The following is a 22,617-nucleotide window of genomic DNA, read 5'->3' as shown; positions in this document are numbered from 1 at the left end:
GCTTCCGGCGCCGACGCGGCGTCCTGCGCGGGCACCTGGCCTTGCGCCACAGCGTCCGATGCGCCGGTCTCGTTACTCGCTGAACCGCTCGCGCTCGCTTTCAGACGCGCGAGCCACGCGGACGAATCGCCGACGTTGGTGCGCCACATGCCCAGCGCGATGACCGCAACGACGATCGCCGCGATTCCCCACAGCCATGAACGGCTCTTGTGACCACTGTCACCCAGTGTTAACGAAACCTTGCCGCGCGGCAGGTCCTTGCCCGAGGACGCCGGCATCGACAGATTCGGCGCCGGCACCCCCTTCTCGCGACGCAGCGCCGCCGTGAACGGCGCCGGATCGGCGCCGAGCATCTTCGCATAGCTGCGCACCACGCCGAGCGCGAACGTCGTGTCCGGCAAATGGCTGATGTCGCCCGCTTCGAGCGCGCCGAGCTTGACGACCGACACTTTCAGCCGCGCCGACACGTCTTCGATCGTCCAGCTCTTCGATTCACGCAATTGGGTCAAGCGCGCGCCAACGGCCGCCAACGAATCGAGCGCCGGTTGCACGGCGGGCTGCACCGCCGCCCGCGCAACAGGTGCCGGGTGGCCTTCGTTCGTGTCTGTTTCGTGCGGCTGCGGGTGCTGCGGCTCACTCATCCCAAATCCTTTCGCGTCGATTCTTTTTACTCGTGCAACCGGACGGGCTCGAGCCTCACGTCCAAATCGCAGACCGTTTATAACAAAATGCGCGGCTTCGTGCGCCGCTTCCGATCGATTCTGCAAACTTTCTTTTCAGCCGAGGGCGGCATGGGGGCCTTTCCTCGCTCGCAGGGGTTTCCGCGCGAACGCCGGCGCCATTCCGCCCCGGATGCTTACACGGCGCGAACCTCGATCACCTTCGCCGCCTTCCCGGAACGCTCAGCAAGACGCGTGCGGTCTTTCACCGCACCGGCCAGCTGACCGCAGGCAGCATCGATATCGTCGCCGCGAGTCTTGCGCACTGTCGTGACGACACCCGCGTCCATCAACACTTGCGCAAACCGCTTGATCTGTTCCGGCTTCGAGCGAACGAGGCCCGATTCGGGGAACGGATTGAACGGGATCAGATTGAATTTGCACGGCACGTTGCGCGTAACCGCCAGCAACTCGCGTGCATGCGCCTCGCTGTCGTTCACGCCGTCGAGCATGCAATATTCGAACGTAATGAAATCGCGCGGCGCGACCTTCAGATAGCGTTCGCACGCCGCCATCAATTCGCGCAACGGATACTTTTTGTTCAGCGGCACCAGCATGTCGCGCAACGGATCGTTGGGCGCGTGCAGCGACACCGCGAGCGCCACCGGCAGATCGGCGCCGAGCCTGTCCATCATTGGCACGACGCCCGAAGTGGACAGCGTCACGCGCCGGCGCGACAGGCCGTATGCGTTGTCGTCGAGCATCAGGCGCATGGCCGGCACGACCGCGTCGTAATTGAGCAACGGCTCGCCCATGCCCATCATCACGACGTTCGTGACGACACGCTCGCCCTTGCTGTCGCCGCCCATTGCGCGACCGGCCTCATCGCCGCGCGACGCGCGCAGCGCAAACTCGGCCATGCGCAACTGGCCGATGATTTCGCCGGTGGTGAGATTGCGGGAGAACCCCTGCTTGCCGGTCGAGCAGAACCGGCAGTTGACCGCGCACCCGGCTTGCGACGACACACACAGCGTGCCGCGCGTTTCTTCGGGGATATACACGGTTTCAACGGCATTGCCGTTGCCGACGTCGATGAGCCACTTGCGTGTGCCATCGGTCGAAACATGGTCGCTGACGATGCCGGGCATCGAGATCGTGGCGCGCCCCTTGAGCTTTTCGCGCAAGGACTTCGCCAGATCGGTCATGCCGTCGAAGTCGGCAGCGTTGTATTGATGAATCCAGCGCTGCAACTGTTTGGCGCGAAACGGTTTCTCGCCCAGGCTGTCGCAATAGGCGACAAGCCCTTGGGCGTCGAGGTCGAGAAGGTTGACGGTGGGACTGCTCGTCATATCGAATCCTGCCATTTCAGTGCGAGACTGCGTTCATGCAACAAGCTGCATGAACGCAATGCCGTTCGCGCCCATTCCTGCTGCTTTTACCTTACTACTTTGCCGGGCCCCGCGTGCGATTCGTGCGATAAAACTGTTCGGCTGCACGAACCGCGCGACGCGAGAAACCGCTTCAAACACGCCTGCAGGCGCCCGTTCGCGCCTGGACGCCCGAAGCGAACACCTGGCTCGAGCGCGCGGCGCTTAACGCGAGTAGACGTTGACTTGCGGGAAGAAGAATGCGATTTCGACAGCAGCCGTTTCCGCTGCGTCCGAACCGTGCACCGCGTTAGCGTCGATGCTGTCGGCGAAGTCGGCGCGGATCGTGCCCTTTTCCGCCTTCTTCGGGTCCGTTGCACCCATCAGATCGCGATGCTTCAGGATCGCATTTTCGCCTTCCAGCGCTTGCACGACGACCGGGCCCGAAATCATGAACTCGACGAGATCCTTGAAGAACGGACGTGCGGCATGCACGGCGTAGAACTTCTCGGCGTCGGCACGCGACAGATGAACCATGCGCGATGCCACGATCTTCAAACCAGCGTTTTCGAAGCGGGTGTAGATCTGACCGATCACGTTCTTCGCCACTGCGTCCGGCTTGATAATCGACAGGGTGCGTTCGATCGCCATAAAAACTCCAAAAAATTAAGAGGTTACAGATTTAAATGAATCCGCTATTGTAGCATGTTCCCGTGTATGATTGCGATTGAACCCTTACAGTATTGAAAGAATCCACCCGAAGGGTTCAAAATACTGGTAGCGTAAGCCTGTGCGCGAAGTCCGGGGTATTGAAACTCCCGGCCGCCGCGCTAATCTTAGGAATGAATGCGGCGCGCACCGCGCAACGGATGTCCGCCGGCGCTTCGCGAATTGCCGCATCATCCCGCATCGCCCATTACGCAACACGCTTCTGAGGTAAGGAGAGACCATGAACGAACATCCGTATATGTTTGGCCGCAACGGCGCGGTGACCACGGCCGAAACGCGCAACCGCGTGCTACGGAACACCTACTGGCTGCTCGCGCTGTCGATGATTCCGACCGTACTCGGCGCATGGGTCGGTCTCGCCACGGGCTTCTCGCTGTTCGCCGCCACCAGCCCCGCGATGAGCATGCTGGCGTTCTTCGCGATTGCCTTCGGCTTCATGTTCGCGATCCAGCGCACCAAGGACAGCGCCGCCGGCGTGTTCGTGCTGCTCGGCTTCACGTTCTTCATGGGCCTGATGCTGTCGCGCATCCTCGCGTTCGTGCTCGGTTTCTCGAACGGCCCGTCGCTGATCATGCTCGCGTTCGGTGGCACTGGTGTGATCTTCGCGGCGATGGCAACCATCGCCACGGTCAGCAAGCGCGACTTCCCCGGGCTCGGCAAGTGGCTCTTCATGGGCGTGATCGTGATCCTGCTCGCGTCGGTCGCGAACATGTTCCTGCAACTGCCGGCGCTGATGCTGACGGTTTCGGTCATGGCCATCGTGATCTTCTCCGCCTACATCATGTTCGACGTGCAGCGCGTCGTGAACGGCGGCGAAACGAACTACATCACCGCCACGCTCGCGATCTACCTGGATCTGTACAACGTGTTCGTCAACCTGCTCGCGCTGCTCGGCATTTTCGGCGGCAACCGCAATTAAGTCCGACTGATCGCGCGGCGCGCTCTTCAGGTGCCGCGCTCAAAAGAAAAGCCCATGACGTTTGCTCGTTATGGGCTTTTTTCATTGCGTCGCACGCGACAATAAATGTACGCGTCAAGGCAAACGGAATCGCGTCAAACCGAAAGCCACGCAAAGCCATCACTTTGCGAGGCGACGACCACGTCAGTGGACACCGCGCCGAGCACGCCAGCCAGCGCGGCCTGCGCCAACTCCGGCAGATTGTTCTGCTGACTCAGGTGCGCGGCAACGAGGTGCCGCAGGCGGGAACGATCGAGCGAGGCCAGGATGTCGGCCGCCGCGTCATTGTTCAGATGCCCATGATTGCCGCCGATACGCGCCTTCAGTGACGCCGGGTAGCGGCTGCCCGCCAGCATCTGCACATCGTGATTGCATTCGAGCACGAGCGCGTCGCAGCCGCTCAGCACCGCGCTGATATGCGGCGTGGACGTCCCGACGTCGGTCAGCACGCCGAGCCGGCTCGCACCATTCGAGAACACGTATTGCAGCGGCTCGCGGGCGTCGTGAGGAACGGTATAAGGAAGAACGCTGAGGTCGCCGATCGTCACCGCCTCGTCGCCCCACAGCACCTGCAGATCGACATCGGCTTCGTCGGCACCGACCGCGCGCGCGGTGCCCCAGCTCATGTACAACGGAATCGACCACTTGCGGGCCAGCGTCAGCGCGCTGCCGATATGGTCGCTATGCTCATGCGTAATAAGAATCGCGTCGAGACCTTCGACGCTCGCACCGAGCCGCGTCAGACGCCGTTCGACTTCACGCGCGGAAAAACCGCAATCGAGCAACACGCGCGTAGTGGTCACGCCGCTTTGCGCTTCCACCAGCAGCGCGTTGCCCTCACTGCCGCTGCCAAGACTGGCGAACCGCACGGCCCGCCTAGTTCAACTGCGCGTGCAGCAGCGACACGATGCGCTGCGCGTCCGACGAGGTGTCGATCTGCCCGTTCGCGTCCACCACCGCGACCTGCGTCACCGTATCGCCCTTCGCGCGCACGTTGACGAGGAATTCCTGACCCGGCTTGCGCGCCGAATTGCCGCTATAGAACAGCTTGCCGAACAGCCCTTCCCGCTTCAGCTCCTGCATCGAATCCGCGTAGCGCACGTAGTAGATGCCCTTTTCGCGATCGCGGTTGTCGACGGTGAAGTTGGTGCGGTCGAGCGCCAGGCCCACGCGCAACCATGCACGGTCGAACGACTCCTGCAGATCGAGCGTCGACGCGCCCGCGCTCTGCTCGATCGTAGCCGGCGCCACGGCCGGGTGCGCGTCGGTCAGCAGTTGCTTCGACTGCGCCTCGGTCAGGCCGAACTTCTGCATCAGCTTGGCGAGAAACATCGCTTCGAGCGCCGGATCGCGCGGACGCTCTTCCCAGCGCGACGACGTCTTGTCCTGCCCCGTCAGCACTTCTTCCATCGCGCTATGCGTGATCGAGATATCGGTGGCACCGCCCGGCCCGCGCGAGACGAGCGTACGGAAGCTGTCGCGGGTGCCCGACGAATACGCGAAGTCGATGACCTTGCCCACCGTGCGGCGGAACCAGTCGTCGGGAATGTTCGCGCGGTTTTCAGCCCAGTCGGTCGCCATGATGCCGGTTGCCGGCGCGTCGGTCTTCAGCACGAAGCCGTTTTCCTGCCAGAACTCCTGCAGTTGCGGCCACAGCTGCTCCGGCGAGCGGCCGTCGACGACCAGCCAGCGGCGGTCGCCGTCGCGCTCGATGTGCATGCCGAGCGGGTCCTGCGCATTCGGCTGGCCTTCGGTCGTATTGCCAGCCGCCGTCACCGCGCGTGCGGTCGCGCCGCCCAGCGCCAGATTGGCGGGCGGCGCCACATAGCGCTGGTCGGTCGGCGTGCTGCTCAGATCGCTCGGCACGGCGAGCGGCGGCGCACTCGACGTCGTCTTGTAGTTGACGCGATCGGAAGCGAACCAGTCGTTCAGCGTGTCACAGCCGGCGAGCGTCGTCAGGGCAAGCGCCAGCGCCGCCATGCGGGTTGCGTGGAGGGAAAGTGCGGAACGTTTCATGAGGTCCTTCGTGATGCTGGAACGCGATGCCTCGTTCGATCTGCCGGGAACGTGGGCTGAAGCGACGTCGGTTAAGGAAATGCCGGTGGCGGCCTGGCGTAGATACGGGCGAACTGTCGAGCCGGCCCGCTTAACCTAGCAGGCCCGCTTCGCGCAGCGCGCCGCGCACCACATCGTGGTATTGCGCGTCGAGCGGCGTAAGCGGCAAACGGATACCGCCCTGCACACGCCCGAGTTGCTGCAGCGCCCATTTCGTCGGAATCGGATTCGCCTCGGCGAACAGGTACTTGTGCAGCGACAGCAGTTTCAGATGAATTTCGCACGCGGTCTTCGCATCCGCGGCGAGCGCGGCCTTGCACAGATCGCTCATGGCGCGCGGCGCGACGTTGGCCGTGACCGAGATATTGCCGTGGCCGCCGAGCAGCATCAGCGCGATCGCGGTGGGATCGTCGCCGCTATAGATGCCGAAGTGGGCCGGCGCCGCCTTGATCAGATGCGCGGCGCGGTCGATGTTGCCGGTCGCTTCCTTCACGCCGACGATGCCCGGCACCTGCGCACAGCGCAGGATGGTCTCGTTGCTCATGTCGGCAACGGTGCGGCCCGGCACGTTGTAGAGGATCACCGGCAGGTCGACGGTTTCGGCGATCTTCGCGAAATGGCGGTAGATGCCTTCCTGCGTCGGCTTGTTGTAATACGGCACGACCTGCAGCGTCGCGTCGGCACCGACGTCCTTCGCATGCCGCGTCAGTTCGATCGCCTCGGACGTCGAATTGGCACCCGCGCCAGCGATCACCGGAATGCGGCCCGCGCAGTGCTCGACCGCGGTCTTGACCATGAGCACGTGCTCTTCGACCGACAGTGTGGCCGATTCGCCGCTCGTGCCGACCACGACGAGCGCGTCCGTCCCTTCCGCGACGTGCCAGTCGACCAGTTTTCGGAACGCCGGCAGATCGAGGCTGCCGTCTTCGAACATCGGGGTGATGATGGCAGGAATGCTGCCGCGAATCTGCACGCCGCCGTTGGCGCCGCTCTGGTTGCCGTTAGTCATGAAAAGCCATGAATATGATCAGGTAAACCGCGATTGTAGCGGATTAGCCCGCCAACTCGTAACAAGGCGGGGCTGTTGCCTGGGGGGGATCATGCGCGGGCGCCGGCTCGCGAATCGCGCAGATGCGCTGAACGTAGGCCGGGCGCGGTTCCGCGAGAAATCCATCCTGAAATGCGACTACCCGCAACTGGCCGCGCACCCTCTCGAGAAGCTCGCCCGGCGCCAGTAGAAACGCCGGGTTGGACGGTTTGCCGACGCTTTCGTTGCCTTGCGCGAAGGTCTCGTAAACCAGTACGCCGCCCGGCGCGAGCGCGCGCAGAAGGGATGGGAAAAGCGGCCGGTGCAGATAGTTCGTCACGACGACCGCAGCAAATCCGGCGGTGTCGGCAAGCGGCCACGGCGCGCCTTCGAGGTCGGCCACGAGCGGGGTGACGAGCGGCGCGTCGCGCAACATGCCGAGCGCGGCCGCGTCGCGGTCGAGCGCCGTCACCGGATGCCCGCGCGACGCGAAAAACCGCGCATGACGCCCCGCGCCCGAGGCGACGTCGAGCACCGCGCCACCCGGCGCGACCAGATGCGCCCAGTCGCGCACCCAGCGCGACGCTTCACCGAGGCCGTGCATGCCGGCGGCAGTGGGTGTGCTCATTGCTGCGCGGCGGTAGCTCGATGGCCCATCAGTTGTACGACAGCCCCATCGCCTCGCGGACGTCGCGCATCGTTTCCGTCGCGAAGCGGCGCGCCTTGTCGCAACCGTCGGCGACGATCGCGCGCAGCAGCGAGGGGTCGTCCATGTACTTCTGCGCGCGCTCGAGCATCGGCTGCTGCTCGCGCAGAATGCCTTCGATAACCGGCTGCTTGCAGTCGAGACAGCCGATGCCCGCCGAGCGGCAGCCCTTCTGCACCCACTCGTGCGTCGCTTCGTCGGTGTAGACCTGGTGCAGTTGCCACACCGGGCATTTGTCCGGATCGCCTGGATCGGTGCGGCGCACGCGCGCCGGGTCGGTCGGCATCGTGCGGACTTTCTTCGTGATCGTTTCCGCGTCTTCGCGCAGGCCGATCGTGTTGCCGTACGACTTCGACATCTTCTGGCCGTCGAGACCCGGCATGCGCGACGCTTCGGTCAGCATGGCCTGCGGCTCGACGAGGATGATCTTGCGCGAGCCTTCGAGATAGCCGAACAGACGCTCTCGATCGCTCATCGACAGGCTCTGCGATTCCTGCAGCAGCGCCCGCGCGCGTTCGAGCGCCTCGTCGTCGCCTTCCTGCTGATACGCGTTGCGCAGCTCGTGATAGAGCTTCGAGCGCTTGCCGCCGAGCTTCTTCGCGGCCTCGTTGGCCTTTTCCTCGAAACCCGGCTCGCGGCCGTACAGGTAGTTGAAGCGGCGCGCGATTTCGCGCGTCATTTCGACGTGCGGCACCTGGTCTTCGCCGACCGGCACGAGCGAGCCGCGATACAGCAGAATGTCGGCCGCCATCAGCACCGGGTAGCCAAGGAAGCCGTAGGTGGACAGGTCCTTGTCCTTGAGCTTTTCCATCTGCTCCTTGTAGGTCGGCACACGTTCGAGCCAGCCGAGTGGCGTGCTCATGCCGAGCAGCAGCGCGAGCTCGGCATGCTCGGGCACCTTGCTCTGGATGAACAGCGTTGCCTGGGCCGGATCGATGCCGGAAGCGAGCCAGTCGACCAGCACGTCCCAGACGTTCTTTTCGATCACTTCGGGCGTTTCGTAGTGGGTCGTCAGCGCGTGCCAGTCGACCACGCAGAAGAAGCACGGGTACTCGGACTGCAGCCGCACCCAGTTTTTCAGTACGCCGTGATAGTGGCCGAGGTGCAGCGACCCGGTGGGCCGCATGCCGGAGAAGATACGGTCTGGGAACATGGTTATTTAAAAAAGCGAAACAAGTGGAGTCAGAATTGCGGTAATCGCGCTATAGCCGAGCGTGACGAGCGGCTTTAACCAGAAACGCGTGAGCGTGCCCGTCATGACGAGCGCCATGACGATGAAAAAGCCGTACGGTTCGAGCCGCGCGAGCGAAATCGCCTGCTTCGGCGGCAACAGCGCCATCAGCACGCGGCCGCCGTCGAGCGGCGGCAGCGGAAAGAGGTTCAGCACGCCGAGCACCAGATTCACGCCGACGCCCGCGCCGGCCATGCGCGTGAAAAACGGTTCGTCGATATTGAGCACCGCGAGCACGACGCCGAACACGCCCCACGCCAGCGCCTGGATGAAGTTGCACACGGGACCGGCCGCCGCGACCCACAGGCTGCCCCAGCGCGGATTGCGCAGATTGCCGAACGCGACCGGCACCGGCTTCGCGTAGCCGAACATGAACGCGCCGCTCGTCGCGAAATAGAGCAGGAGCGGAATCGCGATCGTGCCGAGCGGATCGATATGGCGCATCGGGTTCAGCGACACGCGGCCGAGCACGTAGGCGGTGTTGTCGCCGAGCCAGCGCGCGACGTAGCCGTGCGCCGCTTCGTGCAGCGTGATCGCGAAAATAACCGGAAGCGCGTAGACCGCGACGGTCTGTATCAGGGAAGAATCCATATGCCGTTATTGTAACAATGCGCTTGCGCGCGTCTGCCCGCTTTCGCTCATGCCGCTTCCGCGAGGCCGAACGGCGCGAGCGAACCCCGCCCTGCCCGCACCAGTACGGGCTCCGCGCCGGTCAGGTCGATCACGGTGGACGGCTCGCATACGCAAGGGCCGCCGTCGATCACGAGATCAAGCTGCTTTTCGAGCCGCGCGCGAATGTCCTCGGGATCGTTCAGCGGCTCGGTTTCGTCGGGCATGATCAGCGTCGAGCCGAGCAGCGGCTGACCGAGTTCCTCGAGAATCGCGAGCGTGATCGCATGATCCGGCACGCGCAGGCCGATCGTCTTGCGCGACGGATGCGAGACGCGCCGCGGCACTTCCTTCGTCGCCTGCAGCACGAACACGTACGGGCCCGGCGTCACCGATTTGAGCAGCCGGTACTGCCGGTTGTCCACCATCGCGAAATTGGCGAGCTCCGACAGATCGCGCACGAGCAGCGACAGCAGCTGCTTTTCATCGAGCCCGCGAATGCGCCGCAGACGCTCGACCGCATCCTTGTCGTCGAGATGGCAGGCGAGCGCATAGGTCGAATCGGTCGGCAACGCGACCACGCCGCCGTCGTTGATGATCTGCACGGCCTGCTTGACGAGGCGCGGCTGCGGATTGTCGGGATGAAGCCGGAAGTATTGGGACATGGTGGTTCACGATGACGGCGGATGAACGGCTGCGGCTGGCATGCGGCAAACGGATCGCACGTGCCCTGCGAATGGAGGACGGCTGGCCCGCGGAATGCAATGCCTCGAAGAGGCATCCGCATGGCACGGCGCCGCCAGGGGGCTGGTGCGCACGCGCTCGCCTGATCGGGCCAGCCCGCGCGCGTGACGTGCCGTCATGGCACGGCGCGCGGTCACAGCCAGCGTTCCCAGACGGGCTTGAGATCGGCGGGCAGCGGCGGCAGCGCGCCGAGTTCGATGCGGCCCTCGCCGGGCGCGTGGAAATCGGACCCGCGCGAGGCCTCGAAGCCGAAGCGGCGCGCGACGTCCGCGTATTCGCGATACTGGTCGGGCGTGTGGCTGCCCGTGACGACCTCGATCGCCTTGCCGCCGAGATCGATGAATTCGGCGAAAAACGCGTCGAATTCGAGCGGCGAATACGCGTAGCGGCCCGGATGCGCGACGATCGCCTCGCCGCCCGCGGCCTGGATCCAGCCCACCGCGTCGGCGAGTTTCGCCCAGCGGTGCGCGACGTAGGCCGGCTTGCCGTCGCCGAGATAGCGGTCGAACACTTCCTGCGTAGTGCCGCAGTGGCCGTGCTCGACCATGAAGCGCGCGAAGTGCGTGCGCGACATCATGTCGGGATTCGAGACGTATTCGAGCGCGCCCTCGTACGCGCCGGGAATGCCGAGCACGGCCAGCTGCTCGCCGATCGCCTCGGCGCGCGCGGCACGGCCGTCGCGCGTGCGCGCGAGACCGTCGATCAGAATCCGGCTGGTCGGATCGATACCGAGCCCGACGATATGCACGGTGCGCCCCGCCCATGTGACCGAAATCTCGACGCCGCTCAGATAGCGCATACCGAGCGCTTCGGAGGTGGCGCGCGCTTCGTGCTGACCGCCGACTTCGTCGTGATCGGTGAGCGCCCACAGCGTCACGCCGTTCGCGTGCGCGCGGCGCGCGACGTCGGCCGGCGCGAACTGGCCGTCGGAAACGGTGGAGTGGCAGTGAAGATCGGCGTTCATCGTGGTCCTGGAGAGATTCTCCAGCCATTTTACTGCAACGCAGTAAGGGCCCGCAGGGCTATCTCGCGGTGGCGGCTGCGGGCGCTTGCTGTGCACGCTTGCTGCCGGCACTTGCTGCATGCGCCGGCGCCGGACGCGTGCCGCGCCGCGTCACGGCGGATACGGGCCGCGGGCTCGGTTGCGGGCGCGGATAGAAGCTCGAATACAGGCAAGCGCGCCTGCGCGCAGACGGCCCAACACTGGCAACAAACGCCGCCCCCTAAAACCTCTCCAGACCTTCGCAATGAAGCCGCCTAATAAAGCCGCCTAAGCGCAAAACCCCTCGATCAGCGCCGCGATCTGCTCCGGCTGGTCGTGATGCACCATGTGCCCGGCCTCGTCGATGATCTTCTCGCGCCAGTCGGGAAACGCCTGAAAACGCGCCTTGAATTCGTCGAGCGGAATCTCGCCGGCGATCTGCGCGAGCGTCGGCGACCCGGCAGCCTCGACGTGCAGCACCCTCGCCCTCACCTTGCGCCATACGGCCATCACCTCGTCGAGGCGATACAGCGTCGGCCCGCGCACCTTGTGCGCGGGGTCGGCGAGCAGCATGAAGCGCCCTTCGCCATCCGGCTTCGACCAGTGCTGCGCGAGAAACTTCGCGCGCCGCGGATCGAGCCGCGGATTGGTTTTGGTGAGGCGCGCGGCCACCTCGTCGAGCGACGCATAGCGCCTCAGCTGCGGCGGATCGCGCAATTCGTCGAGCCAGTTGAGCAAGCGCCTGGGCGCCTGCGCCGGATGCGACGGCGCGAGCCCGAAACCTTCGAGATCGACCACGCGCCGCACGCGCTCCGGCCGCACGCCCGCGTACACACACACGATGTTCGCGCCCATGCTGTGGCCGACCAGATTGACCTCGCCTTTTGGCGCGTAGTGGTCGACGAGCGCGTCGAGATCGCCGAGATAGTCCTGAATCCAGTAGCTGCCGCCGCCGCGCTCGGCAACCGGCCAGTCGGACAGGCCGAAGCCGCGCATGTCGGGCGCGATCACCTGCCAGTCGCCGCCGAGCGCATCGACGACGAACTGGAACGAGGCCCCCACGTCCATCCAGCCATGCAGCATGAACAGGATCGGCGCGTCGGGACGGCCCCAACGCCGCACGTGCAGACGGACGCCGCGCACGGCGACGAACTCGGAGCGGGAAGTATTCATGAGCGGCGCACCCACAAAAAAGAATGATCGTTCGATTATAGAGACCGCCGGCTGATACGGGGAGAGCGATTATCGAAGCGGTGTTCGGTCGTCCGCGTCGGTCGGGTCCGACTCCGACTCCGACTCCGCCCCCTGCCCCTGCCCCTGCCCCTGCCCCTGCCCCTGCGGCTGCGGCTGCGGCTGCGGCTGCGGCTGCGGCTGCGGCTGCGCGTCGAGCCCCGCGAGCGCGGCGAGTTCGGCTTCGTCGAAACCGGCGTCGCGACGTGCTTCGAAATTGAACGGACCGCGTAACTTCGGCGCGTGGTACTGATCGGCGAGACGCTGATAGGTCTCGTGCGGATCGAGCCCGTGCGCCCCGCACAGGTGGCGGAACCAGCGGTTGCCGATCAGCACGTGGCCGATCTCGTCGCGCAGGATCACGTCGAGAATCGCCGCCGACGCCTGATCGCCCGCCTGCTGCAAACGCGCGCGAATCGGCGGCGAGGCGTCGAGGCCGCGCGCTTCGAGCGTGCGCGGCACCAGCGCCATGCGCGCGAGCACGTCGCCGCGGGTGCGCTCGCACATGTCCCACAGGCCGCCGTGCGCCGGGAAGTCGCCGTAGGCATGGCCGTATTCGGCGAGCCGCGCGGCGAGCAGCGAGTAGTGATAGGCCTCTTCGGCGGCGACCTTGAGCCAGTCGGCATAGAACCCGGCGGGCATGCCGGAGAAGCGCCATACGGCGTCGAGCGCGAGATTGATCGCGTTGAACTCGATGTGCGCGAGCGCATGCAGCAACACCGCGCGGCCCTGCGGCGACTGCATGCTGCGCCGGCCGAGCTGGCGCGGCTCGACGAGTTCGGGCCGCACGGGACGGCCCGGCAGGCCGGCCGGCTCGGCCAGTTCGAGATCGGCGTGACAGACGGCGCGACCGTCGAGCACGGCGGCATACAGTGCGCGAGCCGCATCCGCCTTGATGGCCGGATCGCTGTCGCGCAAGGCGGCGAGCGCAACACGGCGCGCGCACGAAGGCTCGTCGCGGGAATCCGATGCGCAGGACATGGATGAAACAGGCGAAGCGGCGGACGTCATGGGAAGCGGATCGGCAACGAAATCAACTGAGGCAACGGATAAAGCGGCCGGAGACGCTGCGGTAAACGTGGCCGAGTCGAGCCCCGCTCGTACCGCCAACGCGCGACAAAACGCGCAGAAGCGCCACGGCATGCGGCCCACGCGACGAGTGGCCATGCGTAACCGCTACGCACAACAAGCCCATGCGGCGACGAACCGGACACCACGGCGCCGCTTCTCTCACGTTCTCGCCGGCAATCACCGCGAAATCGCAAGCGCGCACCTTGGCGCGCGCGCCGAGCGGCCCGGCCACACAACCGTTTACAATACCCGATTCGACCATCCGGCGCGCCTGCGGGCGCGTCCGTCAGGCCCGCGAAGTCAGGCCGGCAACGCGCGACAGCGGCCAGGCGCCGCATGCGGCGACCGATCAACAGGAGACATTGTGACGATTTACAAGCTGGGCGAAGCCGCCCCGAACATCCATGAAAGCGTGTTCGTCGCGGATTCGGCGAACATCATCGGCAACGTGACGCTCGAGGAAAACGCGAGCGTGTGGTTCGGCGCGACGCTGCGCGGCGACAACGAGCCGATCACGATCGGCGCCGGCAGCAACGTGCAGGAAAGCGCGGTGCTGCACACCGACCCCGGCTATCCGCTGACGGTCGAGCCGAACGTGACGATCGGCCACCAGGTCATGCTGCACGGCTGCACGATCAAGGAAGGTTCGCTGATCGGCATTCAGGCCGTGGTCTTGAATGGCGCGGTGATCGGCCGCAACTGTCTGGTCGGAGCGGGTGCCGTCGTCACCGAGGGCAAGGTGTTTCCCGACAATACGCTGATTCTCGGCGCGCCCGCCAAGGTCGTGCGCGAACTGACGGAAGCGGATATCGCCAACATGCGGCGCGGCGCGGCAAGTTATGTCGAGCGCCGCGAGTATTTCAAGGCGCAGCTCGTGCGCATCGGCTAGACGGCCGGCGCGCGCGGTGCGCAATGACGCGGCATCGCGCCGCGTCACTCCATCGAGGAAAAGTTGTGAGCGACCAGTTGCAAAAATTCATGTTCAGCGCGGCGCCGGTGCGCGGCGAGATCGTTTCGTTGCGCAATACGTGGCAGGAAGTATTGACGCGGCGCGATTATCCGGCGCCCGTGCGAACGATCCTGGGCGAAATGATGGCCGCGTGCGCGCTGCTGTCGGCGAACCTGAAGTTCGACGGCACGCTCGTCATGCAGATTTTCGGCGATGGCCCGGTCAAGATGCTGGTCGTGCAGTGCAGCTCGAACCTGACGATGCGCGCCACCGCGAAGCTCTCGGGCGAGAACGGCCCGGCGCTCGAAGACACGACCTCGCTCGTCGATCTCGTCAACGCGAGCGGCCACGGCCGCTGCGTCATCACGCTCGACCCGGCCGACAAACAGCCCGGCCAGCAGCCGTACCAGAGCATCGTGCCGCTCTCGGGCGTCGACGGGCCGCTCAAGTCGATCGCCGAGGTGCTCGAACACTACATGCATCACTCGGAGCAGCTCGACACGCGCATGTGGCTCGCGGCGAACACCGAGCGCGCGGTCGGCATGCTGTTGCAGAAGCTGCCCGGCGACGGCGGCATCGTCCCGCATCCGGGCCAGCTCGATGCGGACACGTGGGAGCGCGTCTGCACGCTCGGCGGCACGCTGTCGCAGGACGAACTGCTGAAGGAAGAACCGGAGACGGTTTTCCGCCGGCTCTTCTGGCAGGAAAACGTGCTGCATTTCGAGCCGGTCACGACGCGCTTCGAATGCACGTGCTCGCGCGAAAAGGTCGGCGCGATGCTGAAGATGCTCGGCCGCGACGAAGTGGACGGCGTGATCGAAGAACGCGGCCACGTCGAGATTCACTGCGAGTTCTGCAACCAGCGCTACGAGTTCGACCCGGTCGACGTCGCGCAACTTTTCGTGGCAAGCGGACTTTCACAAGGCGTGACGCCGGCTACCGATCAGCGGCACTGAGGCGGCAGCGCGTGCCTGGGCAGGTTGCGTGAACGTCCGAGCTTGCCCTGGCTGCCGTGCGTGATAGGTGCTTCGTCGCTTTTCATAACGGCAGCCGCCACCGCGCCGCCCACTGCCGTCATGGCTCGGGCGGTGCACTGGCTTTCTCCGGCCGCGGCCTTTCTGACCGCCGAGCCTGATCGCCGTGGTGAATGTGCGTTGAACCATTCGCGCCGCTCACGGCACATGTCGGCCTCGCCCGCCAACGCGTCGAACCGATGGAGATTCGAACATGAAGCCCCCTCTTTCGCTGATACGTCATGCGCGCACGTTGACCGTACTGGCCGTGGTCGCGGGTAGCGCCGCACTCGCCGGCTGCACGATCGACCCGCCTGGCCCAATGCCGATTCTGAGCCGCCTGCCGTCCGATCAGGCCGCTGCGGCCGGCACCGGTCAAACGCTGACACCGGAAGAGCGTGCGCGCTATGACGCGATCGATCGCCAGGTCATGTACGAGCAGAATCAGTCGATGGCCGCAGAAGCCGCCGCTCAGGCGTGGTCGCGCTATGGCTCGCCAGCGCCGCCCATCACCGTGACCGGTGGCTTTTCGACCGGCAGTTGGGGACGGCGCGGATGGGGCACAGGCATTGGCGTCGGCTTCGGGCCGTACTGGGGTTGGTAGGATCGACGGCGACAGTACAAAGTACAAAGGAACAGGGCAATAAAAAAGCGCGGTTCAAAATGAACCGCGCTTTTTTTGCGTCCTTCGTGACTGACTCAGCCGAGCCCATTGAACCCGTTGAGCCCACCAGGCCGGGACAACGCATCAACCTCAATGCGCCGGCTTCTTCTCCTTCGCTGCCACCGCCTTCCCGCCACGCTTGCGATCCGGCTTCGCGCGCGACTCCGGATTCGGCACCACGTGCAGCGGCGCGGCCGATACCTCGCCGCGCGTCGACGTATTCACCGACGGACCGTTCGACGCCGGCAACGGCTGGTTCGGCGACACGAACTGCACGAACACCTCGCCGTCCTTGACCATGCCCATCTCGTAGCGCGCCCGCTCTTCGACCGCAGCCGTGCCGTTCTGCAGATCCTGCACCTCGCCCTGAATGCGTTCGTTGCGCACCTTCGCGTCGGCATTCTTTTGCAGTTGCTGCGCGAGTTGCCCTTGCAACTCATGCACGCGCAGCCAGCCGCCATGCCCCCACCAGAGCGGGTACTGGATCAGCGCCAGCAGAACGATCAGGACAGCAGTGACAAGCCGCATGAAGTAAGCACAATAAATACGCGCCGCCCTGCGCTATACGCAGGGCGGCGAGGTCAATCAGAAACGAAGGATAACCGTCTCATCGATCAGCGCGAACAAGCTGCTGTTTAGCGCAGATTGTAGAACGCCGACTTGCCCGGGTAGCTCGCGATATCGCCGAGATCTTCCTCGATGCGCAGCAGCTGGTTGTACTTCGAGATACGGTCCGAACGCGACAGCGAACCGGTCTTGATCTGGCCCGCGTTGAGACCCACGGCGATATCGGCGATCGTCGAATCTTCGGTTTCGCCCGAGCGGTGCGAGATCACGGCCGTGTAGCCCGCGCGCTTCGCCATCTCGATCGCCGCAAAGGTTTCCGTCAGCGTGCCGATCTGGTTGATCTTGATGAGGATCGAGTTCGCGATGCCCTTCTCGATGCCTTCCTTAAGGATGCGCGTGTTGGTCACGAACAGGTCGTCGCCGACCAGTTGCACCTTCTTGCCGAGCTTGTCGGTCAGCACCTTCCAGCCTTCCCAGTCGCCTTCGTGCATGCCGTCTTCGATCGACACGATCGGGAACTTGTCGGCGAGGTTCGCGAGGTAGTCCGCGAATTCCGTCGACGACAGTTGCAGGCCTTCGCCCGCCAGCTGGTACTTGCCGTCGTGGTAGAACTCGCTCGCCGCGCAGTCGAGCGCGAGCAGCACGTCTTCACCGGCGCGATAGCCTGCTTTCTCGATCGCCTGCAGGATCGTGGACAAGCATTCCTCGTTACTGCCGAAGTTCGGTGCGAAGCCGCCTTCGTCGCCGACGGCCGTGCTCATGCCGCGATCCGACAGGATCTTCTTCAGCGCGTGGAACACTTCGGCGCCGCAGCGCAGTGCTTCGCGGAAGGTCGGCTGGCTGACCGGCACGATCATGAATTCCTGGATGTCGAGGCTGTTGTTCGCGTGCGCGCCGCCGTTGACGATGTTCATCATCGGCACCGGCAGTTGCATCGCGCCCGAGCCGCCGAAGTAGCGATACAGCGGCAGGCCGGCTTCTTCAGCGGCGGCCTTCGCGACGGCCATCGACACGGCCAGCATCGCGTTCGCGCCGAGGCGCGACTTGTTGTCGGTGCCGTCGAGCTCGAGCAGCGTCTTGTCGAGGAAAGCCTGTTCGGAAGCGTCGAGGCCCATGATCGCTTCGGAGATTTCAGTGTTGATGTGCTCGACGGCCTTCAGCACGCCCTTGCCGCCGTAACGGCCGGCTTCGCCGTCGCGCAGTTCGATCGCTTCGCGCGAGCCGGTCGACGCGCCCGACGGCACCGCTGCGCGGCCCATCGTGCCCGATTCGAGCAGCACGTCGCATTCGACGGTGGGGTTGCCTCGCGAATCGAGAATCTCTCGACCGATGATGTCTACGATAGCACTCATGGTTTCCTCAAAGAAATGACGTTGAATTCTTTACTGTGACACTGTATCGCGCTGCCGATCCGGAGTTGGCGCTTAAGTGCCGACTCCTGTCCCCTGCGAAGCACCCGCCGGTCTCCCCGACAGACAACTCGCGCGCCGATACGTTCGACGGCCATTATGCGAAAACGCCGCGCGCCGATTATCGAGGTGGATCGTGAAAATCGCGACACGCGGCGCATGCCTGAATCAGTTGAAATCGCTTTCGAGGAACGGCCCGCGCTTGACGGCCTGGTCGAGCGTGACGAGCGTCTCGAGCAGATCGGCCATGCGCTTGAGCGGCACCGCGTTCGGCCCGTCCGACTTCGCCTGCGCCGGGTTCGGATGCGTTTCCATGAAGAGACCCGCAACGCCCACCGCGACCGCGGCACGCGCGAGCACCGGCACGAATTCGCGCTGGCCGCCCGAGCTCGTGCCCTGGCCGCCCGGCAACTGCACCGAGTGCGTCGCGTCGAACACGACCGGCGCGTTGGTCTCGCGCATGATCGCGAGCGAACGCATGTCCGACACGAGGTTGTTATAGCCGAACGACACGCCGCGCTCGCACGCCATGAAGCGGTCTTCCGACAGACCCGCTTCGCGCGCGGCGTCGCGCGCCTTGTCGATCACGTTCTTCATGTCGTGCGGCGCGAGAAACTGGCCCTTCTTGATATTGACCGGCTTGCCCGAGCGCGCGCAGGCGTGAATGAAGTCCGTTTGCCGGCACAGGAACGCCGGCGTTTGCAGCACGTCGACAACCGACGCGACCTGTTCGATTTCGTGTTCGGCGTGAACGTCGGTCAGCACCGGCAGGCCGAGCTGACGCTTCACTTCCGACAGGATGCGCAAACCTTCGTCCATGCCCAGACCGCGGAACGACTTGCCGCTGCTGCGGTTGGCCTTGTCGTACGACGATTTGTAGATGAACGGAATGTTCAGCTTCGCGCAGATTTCCTTGAGGCGGCCGGCCGTGTCGATCGTCATCTGTTCCGATTCGACGACACAGGTACCGGCGATCAGGAAAAACGGCTTGTCGAGACCGATTTCGAAATCGCCCAGCTTCATGCTTTCTCCCTGACTGCGTTCGCGGTGCGCGACTGCTGATGCGCCAGCGCCGCCTCGACGAACGACTTGAACAGCGGGTGGCCATCGCGCGGCGTGGATGTGAATTCCGGGTGGAACTGCACGCCGACGAACCACGGGTGCATGCTGCGCGGCAATTCCATCATTTCCGGCAGATCCTCGCTCGGCGTACGGGCGCTAATGATGAGGCCGCCGGCTTCGAGTTGGGGCACGAAACGGTTATTGACTTCATAACGGTGGCGATGGCGCTCGTTCACGTCGCGGCCGTAGATTTCCTCGGCCATCGTGCCGGGCTTGATCGGGCAGCGCTGCGAACCGAGGCGCATGGTGCCGCCGAGGTCCGACTCTTCGGTGCGCTTCTCGACGCGGCCTTCGCGGTCGTACCACTCGGTGATCAGCGCGACCACGCGGTTCTTCGTTTCCTGATCGAACTCGGTGCTGTTCGCGTCCTTCAGGCCGACCACGTCGCGGGCGAATTCGATCACGGCAAGCTGCATGCCGAGGCAGATGCCGAGATACGGCACCTTCGCTTCGCGCGCATAGCGGATCGCGGCGATCTTGCCCTCGGTGCCGCGCCGGCCGAAGCCGCCCGGCACGAGCACTGCGTCGAGATGCCTGAGGCTCTCGACGCCTTGCGTCTCGATCTCTTCGGAGTCGATGTACTCGATGTTCACGCGCGTCGACGTGTGCATCGACGCATGGCGCAGCGCTTCGATCAGCGACTTGTACGACTCGGTCAGATCGACGTACTTGCCGACCATGCCGATCGTCACTTCGTGCTTCGGATTCTGCAGCTTCTCGACGAGGTCGGACCACATCGCGAGGTCCGCGGCCTTCGGCGTGAGCCTGAGCTCTTCGCAAATGATCGCGTCGAGCCCCTGGTCGTGCAGCATCTGCGGAATCTTGTAGATGCTGTCGGCGTCCCACACGGAAATCACCGCGTCTTCGGGCACGTTCGAGAACAGCGAGATCTTCGCGCGCTCATCGTCCGGAATCGGCCGGTCGGCACGGCACAGCAGCACGTGCGGCGAGATGCCGATTTCGCGCAGCTTCTGCACGCTGTGCTGGGTGGGCTTGGTCTTCAGTTCGCCCGCCGTGGCAACCCAGGGCACGAGCGTCAGGTGCACGAAGCATGCGCTGTTGCGGCCGAGGCGCAGGCTCATCTGGCGCGCGGCTTCGAGGAACGGCAGCGATTCGATGTCGCCCACCGTGCCGCCCACTTCGACGATCGCGACATCGGGCTCGCCGCACGTCGCGGAAGCCGCGCCGCGCTCGACGAATGCCTGGATTTCGTTCGTGATGTGCGGGATGACCTGCACCGTCTTGCCGAGATAATCGCCGCGGCGTTCCTTGCGGATCACCGATTCGTAAATCTGGCCCGTGGTGAAGTTGTTGGCCTTGCGCATCTTCGTGCTGATGAAGCGCTCGTAGTGGCCGAGGTCGAGGTCGGTTTCCGCTCCGTCTTCCGTCACGAACACTTCGCCGTGCTGAAACGGGCTCATCGTGCCGGGGTCGACGTTGATGTACGGATCGAGTTTGAGGAGGGTGACTTTGAGACCGCGCGATTCGAGGATCGCGGCGAGGGAAGCGGCGGCAATACCCTTGCCGAGGGAAGAAACTACGCCGCCGGTGACGAAAACATATTTGGTCATCGCTGGATGCTCGCGGGAAAAACGGATTATACCGTAAAGGATGGTCCCGACCCAGCAAAAAACGACCGGCCCGGCGCGCGCCGCCCCCTCCTCGCGTGCAACCCGGCGCCGCCATTTGCCACGCAAGTCGCACGCGCAGCGCCTCAGGCAAGCCGCTCAAGTTCGCGCAACATCCGCTGCACCGCGCGCGCCGTTTCGATCGGCCGCTCCATCGGATACAGATGGCTGCCTTCGATCCACTCAAGGTGGCCGCCGGTCGCGCGGCGCGTCGCATCGAGACCGGCCTGGCGGATTTCCTTCGAGCGCGTGCCGGCGATGAAACCGACCGGCACCGGCGCGCCGTGCGCGAGCCGCGCGCCGAGCGTGTGCGGCAGCGTGCGGTAGATCCGATATTCGGTGCGGCGGTCGAACGCGAGCGCGCGCGTGCCGTCCGGCGCGCTCTGCGGAATGCCGAAGTCGATGTAGTCGGACAGCATGCGCTCGTCCCAGCGCGCGAACGCCGGCTTCGAATGGAAGTGCCGCCACGCTTCGTCGCGGCTTGCCCACTGCGTGCGCCGGGTGCGCGTCGCGGCGGCCGGCGAGAGCCGTTCGTCGAGCCCGGTCCATTGCGAGACGCGTAGCATGCTGCTGCGCCAACCGGCGATCACCGGCGAGTCGAGCATCACCACGCCCCTCACCCACTGCGGCTTTTTCAGCGCGGCCATCAGCGACAGATAGCCGCCCAGCGAATGTCCGACGAGCCACACCGGCTGCTCGTACGCGCGGCCGATGTCTTCGAGCAACTGCTCGACCAGATGCGGCCAGTCCTGCGTGACCGGAAAGCGCGTGTCATGGCCGATACGCTCGATGAAGCGCACCTCGTAGTCGTCGGAAAGTTCGGCGAAGATCGTCCGGTAGGTGGAAGCCGGAAAGCCGTTCGCATGAGAGAAATGAATGATGTTTTTCAACTGCGGCTATCTCCGTTTCTGTTTTTTGCGTGCGCCTTTGACAGGCGTCTCGCGCGCTCAACGCGCCATCCAGTAGCGCCGCCGCGTCTCGCGATAGCGCTCGAGCGTGAGCGCGGGGCCGTCCGCGCCGGGATCGACGTCCACCCGCACCGCGCCGTCCCGATCGCTGCGCCCGAGTTCGATATGGCGTGCCTCGTAGCGCTCGAACACGCCCGCATTCGGATGATGAAAACGATTTTCGTAGCCTACCTGAAATAGCGCGATGGACGGCTCGATAGAGTCGAGGAACGGCTCGGTCGACGAGGTCCTGCTGCCATGATGCGGCGCCATCAGCACCTGGGCGCGCAAGGCGCCGCGATCGCGCGCGAGCAGCGTGCGCTCGACCGGCGCCTCGATGTCGGCGGTCAGCAGGGCCGCGAAACGCGCCGTCTCCGCGCGAGCGCGCGATGTCGCGGCGAGCCCCGCGCGCGGCAGCGTGCTGACCCTGAGCACGCAGCAACGATCGTTGTTCTTGCCGCTCGCGGGCCCGGCATCCGGCCACAGTATCGCGAATTCGACGCCGTCCCATTGCCAGCGCTGCCCGGCCGCGCACGGCAGCGTCCGCGCGCCGTGCCGCTGCGCGTACGGCCACAGCGCATTGTCCGGCGCGAGCGAGCCCACCATCTGACGCACCTCGATCGCATCGAGCACGGCAGGCACGCCACCCGCATGATCGGAATCGGCGTGGCTGACGATCAGCGTGTCGAGCGTCGTCACGCCATGCGCCTGCAGGAACGGCACGACCACGCGCTCGCCCGCGTGCGTCGATTCCGCGCCCGGCCCGGCATCGAACAGCAAGGCGTGATGCGCGGTTTGCACGAGGATCGACGCGCCCTGCCCCACGTCGAGCGCCGTCAGACGGAACGCGCCCGCCGGCGCGGCAAGCGCGCCGTCCGCGCTGGGCATCAGCAACGGCAGCCACGTCAGCGGCGCGGCCCAGCGCAGCGGCCAGCCGCGTGGCGCGAGGC

At 65.1% G+C, this 22,617-nt stretch carries 23 protein-coding genes; 4 read left to right on the top strand and 19 right to left on the bottom strand.

Translation table 11 applies throughout. The features are described from left to right. The 3 genes from F3J20_RS29930 to ndk all read right to left on the bottom strand — a co-directional run. Positions 1-641 (bottom strand): helix-turn-helix transcriptional regulator (locus F3J20_RS29930; RefSeq protein WP_167285664.1); only part of this gene is annotated, 641 nt, incomplete at its 3' end. Between the two features lie 215 nt (positions 642-856). Beyond that, positions 857-2,008 (bottom strand): 23S rRNA (adenine(2503)-C(2))-methyltransferase RlmN, encoded by a 1,152-nt coding sequence (gene rlmN, locus F3J20_RS29925; RefSeq protein WP_167285663.1) that lies wholly within the window; start codon positions 2,006-2,008, stop codon positions 857-859. A 243-nt stretch (positions 2,009-2,251) separates the two neighbouring features. Then, the gene (ndk, locus tag F3J20_RS29920; RefSeq protein ID WP_042322811.1) at positions 2,252-2,677 is read right to left on the bottom strand and encodes a nucleoside-diphosphate kinase; all 426 of its coding nucleotides are present in this window, start codon (positions 2,675-2,677) and stop codon (positions 2,252-2,254) included. A 298-nt stretch (positions 2,678-2,975) separates the two neighbouring features. Between ndk and F3J20_RS29915 the strand changes: the two genes are divergently transcribed. Beyond that, positions 2,976-3,674, top strand: a complete 699-nt coding sequence (locus F3J20_RS29915; protein ID WP_167285662.1) for a Bax inhibitor-1/YccA family protein — start codon at positions 2,976-2,978, stop codon at positions 3,672-3,674. A 134-nt stretch (positions 3,675-3,808) separates the two neighbouring features. Here F3J20_RS29915 and F3J20_RS29910 read toward each other — a convergent pair whose 3' ends face one another. The 10 genes from F3J20_RS29910 to F3J20_RS29865 all read right to left on the bottom strand — a co-directional run bounded on the left by F3J20_RS29910 (position 3,809) and on the right by F3J20_RS29865 (position 13,278). Further along, positions 3,809-4,582, bottom strand: coding sequence for an MBL fold metallo-hydrolase (locus F3J20_RS29910; RefSeq protein WP_167049936.1), 774 nt, complete (start codon positions 4,580-4,582; stop codon positions 3,809-3,811). A gap of 7 nt (positions 4,583-4,589) precedes the next feature. Beyond that, positions 4,590-5,729 carry an outer membrane protein assembly factor BamC gene (bamC, locus tag F3J20_RS29905; protein ID WP_167049934.1) on the bottom strand — a complete coding sequence of 380 codons (1,140 nt, stop codon included), beginning with the start codon at positions 5,727-5,729 and terminating at the stop codon, positions 4,590-4,592. A 130-nt stretch (positions 5,730-5,859) separates the two neighbouring features. Continuing rightward, on the bottom strand, positions 5,860-6,777 hold the full coding sequence (gene dapA, locus F3J20_RS29900) for a 4-hydroxy-tetrahydrodipicolinate synthase (protein ID WP_167285661.1): 918 nt from the start codon (positions 6,775-6,777) through the stop codon (positions 5,860-5,862). Positions 6,778-6,820: 43 nt separating this feature from the next. After that, positions 6,821-7,423, bottom strand: coding sequence for a class I SAM-dependent methyltransferase (locus F3J20_RS29895; protein ID WP_167285660.1), 603 nt, complete (start codon positions 7,421-7,423; stop codon positions 6,821-6,823). 28 nt (positions 7,424-7,451) lie between these two features. Further along, entirely contained in the window at positions 7,452-8,654 is a 1,203-nt protein-coding gene (locus F3J20_RS29890; RefSeq protein ID WP_167049930.1) for a tryptophan--tRNA ligase, read from the bottom strand. Positions 8,655-8,660: 6 nt separating this feature from the next. Then, positions 8,661-9,323, bottom strand: coding sequence for a site-2 protease family protein (locus F3J20_RS29885; protein WP_167049928.1), 663 nt, complete (start codon positions 9,321-9,323; stop codon positions 8,661-8,663). A gap of 47 nt (positions 9,324-9,370) precedes the next feature. Beyond that, a complete protein-coding gene (locus F3J20_RS29880) occupies positions 9,371-10,006 on the bottom strand; it encodes an L-threonylcarbamoyladenylate synthase (RefSeq protein ID WP_167049926.1) in 636 nt (211 codons plus the stop codon). Positions 10,007-10,218: 212 nt separating this feature from the next. After that, a complete protein-coding gene (locus F3J20_RS29875; RefSeq protein ID WP_167285659.1) occupies positions 10,219-11,049 on the bottom strand; it encodes a 3',5'-nucleoside bisphosphate phosphatase in 831 nt (276 codons plus the stop codon). Between the two features lie 306 nt (positions 11,050-11,355). Further along, on the bottom strand, positions 11,356-12,240 hold the full coding sequence (locus F3J20_RS29870) for an alpha/beta hydrolase (protein WP_167285658.1): 885 nt from the start codon (positions 12,238-12,240) through the stop codon (positions 11,356-11,358). Positions 12,241-12,309: 69 nt separating this feature from the next. Then, entirely contained in the window at positions 12,310-13,278 is a 969-nt protein-coding gene (locus F3J20_RS29865; protein ID WP_240162959.1) for a ferritin-like domain-containing protein, read from the bottom strand. A gap of 454 nt (positions 13,279-13,732) precedes the next feature. On the opposite strand from F3J20_RS29865, the gene F3J20_RS29860 reads away from it, so the two are divergent. The 3 genes from F3J20_RS29860 to F3J20_RS29850 all read left to right on the top strand — a co-directional run bounded on the left by F3J20_RS29860 (position 13,733) and on the right by F3J20_RS29850 (position 15,934). Further along, positions 13,733-14,257 carry a gamma carbonic anhydrase family protein gene (locus tag F3J20_RS29860; RefSeq protein WP_167049920.1) on the top strand — a complete coding sequence of 175 codons (525 nt, stop codon included), beginning with the start codon at positions 13,733-13,735 and terminating at the stop codon, positions 14,255-14,257. A gap of 65 nt (positions 14,258-14,322) precedes the next feature. Continuing rightward, positions 14,323-15,273, top strand: a complete 951-nt coding sequence (gene hslO, locus F3J20_RS29855; protein WP_167049917.1) for an Hsp33 family molecular chaperone HslO — start codon at positions 14,323-14,325, stop codon at positions 15,271-15,273. Positions 15,274-15,544: 271 nt separating this feature from the next. After that, entirely contained in the window at positions 15,545-15,934 is a 390-nt protein-coding gene (locus F3J20_RS29850; protein ID WP_205299414.1) for a hypothetical protein, read from the top strand. Between the two features lie 150 nt (positions 15,935-16,084). Here F3J20_RS29850 and ftsB read toward each other — a convergent pair whose 3' ends face one another. From ftsB to F3J20_RS29820, 6 genes are all read right to left on the bottom strand, one after another. Further along, positions 16,085-16,522 carry a cell division protein FtsB gene (ftsB, locus tag F3J20_RS29845; RefSeq protein WP_167285656.1) on the bottom strand — a complete coding sequence of 146 codons (438 nt, stop codon included), beginning with the start codon at positions 16,520-16,522 and terminating at the stop codon, positions 16,085-16,087. 107 nt (positions 16,523-16,629) lie between these two features. Then, on the bottom strand, positions 16,630-17,913 hold the full coding sequence (gene eno, locus F3J20_RS29840) for a phosphopyruvate hydratase (protein WP_075301327.1): 1,284 nt from the start codon (positions 17,911-17,913) through the stop codon (positions 16,630-16,632). A 225-nt stretch (positions 17,914-18,138) separates the two neighbouring features. Continuing rightward, positions 18,139-18,993, bottom strand: coding sequence for a 3-deoxy-8-phosphooctulonate synthase (gene kdsA, locus F3J20_RS29835; RefSeq protein WP_167049913.1), 855 nt, complete (start codon positions 18,991-18,993; stop codon positions 18,139-18,141). Next, entirely contained in the window at positions 18,990-20,663 is a 1,674-nt protein-coding gene (locus F3J20_RS29830; RefSeq protein ID WP_167049911.1) for a CTP synthase, read from the bottom strand. Before F3J20_RS29830 ends, kdsA begins: the two co-directional genes overlap by 4 nt. Before the next feature lie 143 nt (positions 20,664-20,806). Then, positions 20,807-21,610, bottom strand: coding sequence for an alpha/beta hydrolase (locus F3J20_RS29825; RefSeq protein ID WP_167049909.1), 804 nt, complete (start codon positions 21,608-21,610; stop codon positions 20,807-20,809). A 57-nt stretch (positions 21,611-21,667) separates the two neighbouring features. Then, on the bottom strand, positions 21,668-22,617 hold a 950-nt coding region (locus F3J20_RS29820; protein ID WP_167285655.1), incomplete at its 5' end, for a ComEC/Rec2 family competence protein.

It is taken from the genome of Paraburkholderia sp. Cy-641, assembly GCF_011752945.1.
Taxonomy (GTDB): domain Bacteria; phylum Pseudomonadota; class Gammaproteobacteria; order Burkholderiales; family Burkholderiaceae; genus Paraburkholderia.
This window is presented reverse-complemented; position numbering and strand designations above follow the sequence as displayed.